This is a genomic window from Gordonia zhenghanii (assembly GCF_021738965.1).
Taxonomy (GTDB): Bacteria; Actinomycetota; Actinomycetes; order Mycobacteriales; family Mycobacteriaceae; genus Gordonia; species Gordonia zhenghanii.
Genome location: NZ_JAKKOQ010000033.1, coordinates 1 through 1,366, shown reverse-complemented (window position 1 = coordinate 1,366; position 1,366 = coordinate 1). Strand labels below are relative to the sequence as shown.

The following is a 1,366-nucleotide window of genomic DNA, read 5'->3' as shown; positions in this document are numbered from 1 at the left end:
GGACGGTCCTATAGTTCGTCAAGCCCGGAGTAGGTCGGTTTTGAGTGCGCTGAAGGATTCTCTGACGAGGGCGCGTTTGAGGCAGCGGAGTATGTCGGGGGTGGACAGTCCTTGAGCGCGTCGGCGTTTGGCGTATTCGCGGGTGCGTGGGTCTGAGCGTAGGCGGCCCACGGCGACGAGGTGCAGGGCTTTGTTCGCTTGCCGGTCTCCGCCGCGGTTGAGTCGCACGCGGTGAGTCTTGCCTGAGGATGCCGGTAGCGGGGCCGCCCCGGTCAGTTTCGCGAACGATGCCTCGGAGGCGAACCTGTCGAGGTTCTGCCCGGCACAGATCAGTAACGCCGCGGCGGTCTGCGTGCCGACCTGGCGTGCAGCTACGAGGGTCGGCACGGTCTGCTTGACGAGAGCCGACAGTGCTGAATCGGTGTCAGCGATCTGCTCCTCGAGGTACTGGACACGACGTGCCAGGGTGCGCAGAGCGTGACGGACCGCGTGGGCGGGCTCCTCCAGACGTGCCGGGTCCGGGCGTAGCGCGGCGGCTTTACTCACCCGAGCCGCGGCGGTCAGGGGCAACAGTATGTCCCGGATCTCGTTCGGGGCGGTGGTGACCAGATCACGCAGTTGCAGCAGGGCCGCGGTCCGGGATTTGACCGCGCCGTCCCGGGCGAGGTTGAGGGTGCGGATCGACTCCACGACACCGGTGGAGACCTTCGGTCGCGCGGTCGCGGTACCAGCAAGCACGGCGCGGGCCGCGGATTCGGCATCGATCGGATCAGACTTGCCTGCCCGAGCCCGCACGGCCTTCGCGGGACGGTTGACCTCGATCACCTCGTGCCCGCCGGCCAGCGCGGTGCGGGTCAGTCCGGCGCCGTATGAGCCGGTCGACTCGATCCCGATCGCGCCGATCGTCCCGAGTGTCTGCGCCCATGCCAACAATGCGTTGTCCCCGGCCTGTGAGGCGGGGAACTCCTGGTCAGCGATGACGCCGCCGGTGTGGTCGAGTGCGACGGCGTGATGAGTGCGCTGATGCGTGTCGACTCCGACGATCACTTCGTCGTCTTGCCAGGACATGCCAGTAGTGCTCATGCTGTTATGTGTCTCCAATCCACCCGAGTGGTGTTGGATGACCGCGCCCGGGTCGGGTGGACACGACAGTGATGAGCCACTGGACATGGTCCTATTAAGTCACACCCGCCCGGCTCGGGCACCCGAGTTTTTCCAAGCCAGGCCCCCGGGAACGGGTTCGACACGTCCCCTTCACGACAACCACACAGGCGTCAGTCTCGACTCAAGTCAGAACACGCCCCCGAGGACCCACCCTCCATCCTCACTGTCTCGACTCCGCTCGACCAGCGGACCGGGGCTCGAC

The 1,366-nt window shown here is 66.4% G+C and carries 1 protein-coding gene; it reads right to left on the bottom strand.

Annotated elements, in window-relative coordinates; genetic code table 11:
- Positions 1 to 18 precede the first annotated feature (18 nt).
- Complete coding sequence (locus L5G32_RS19115) at positions 19 to 1,083, bottom strand: IS110 family RNA-guided transposase (RefSeq protein WP_237012666.1); 1,065 nt, start codon at positions 1,081 to 1,083, stop codon at positions 19 to 21.
- Positions 1,084 to 1,366 lie beyond the last annotated feature (283 nt).

Coding starts and splice junctions, on each gene's coding strand:
- L5G32_RS19115 (WP_237012666.1), bottom strand. CDS start 1,083: ATGAGCACTACTGGCATGTCCTGGCAAGACGACGAAGTGATCGTCGGA.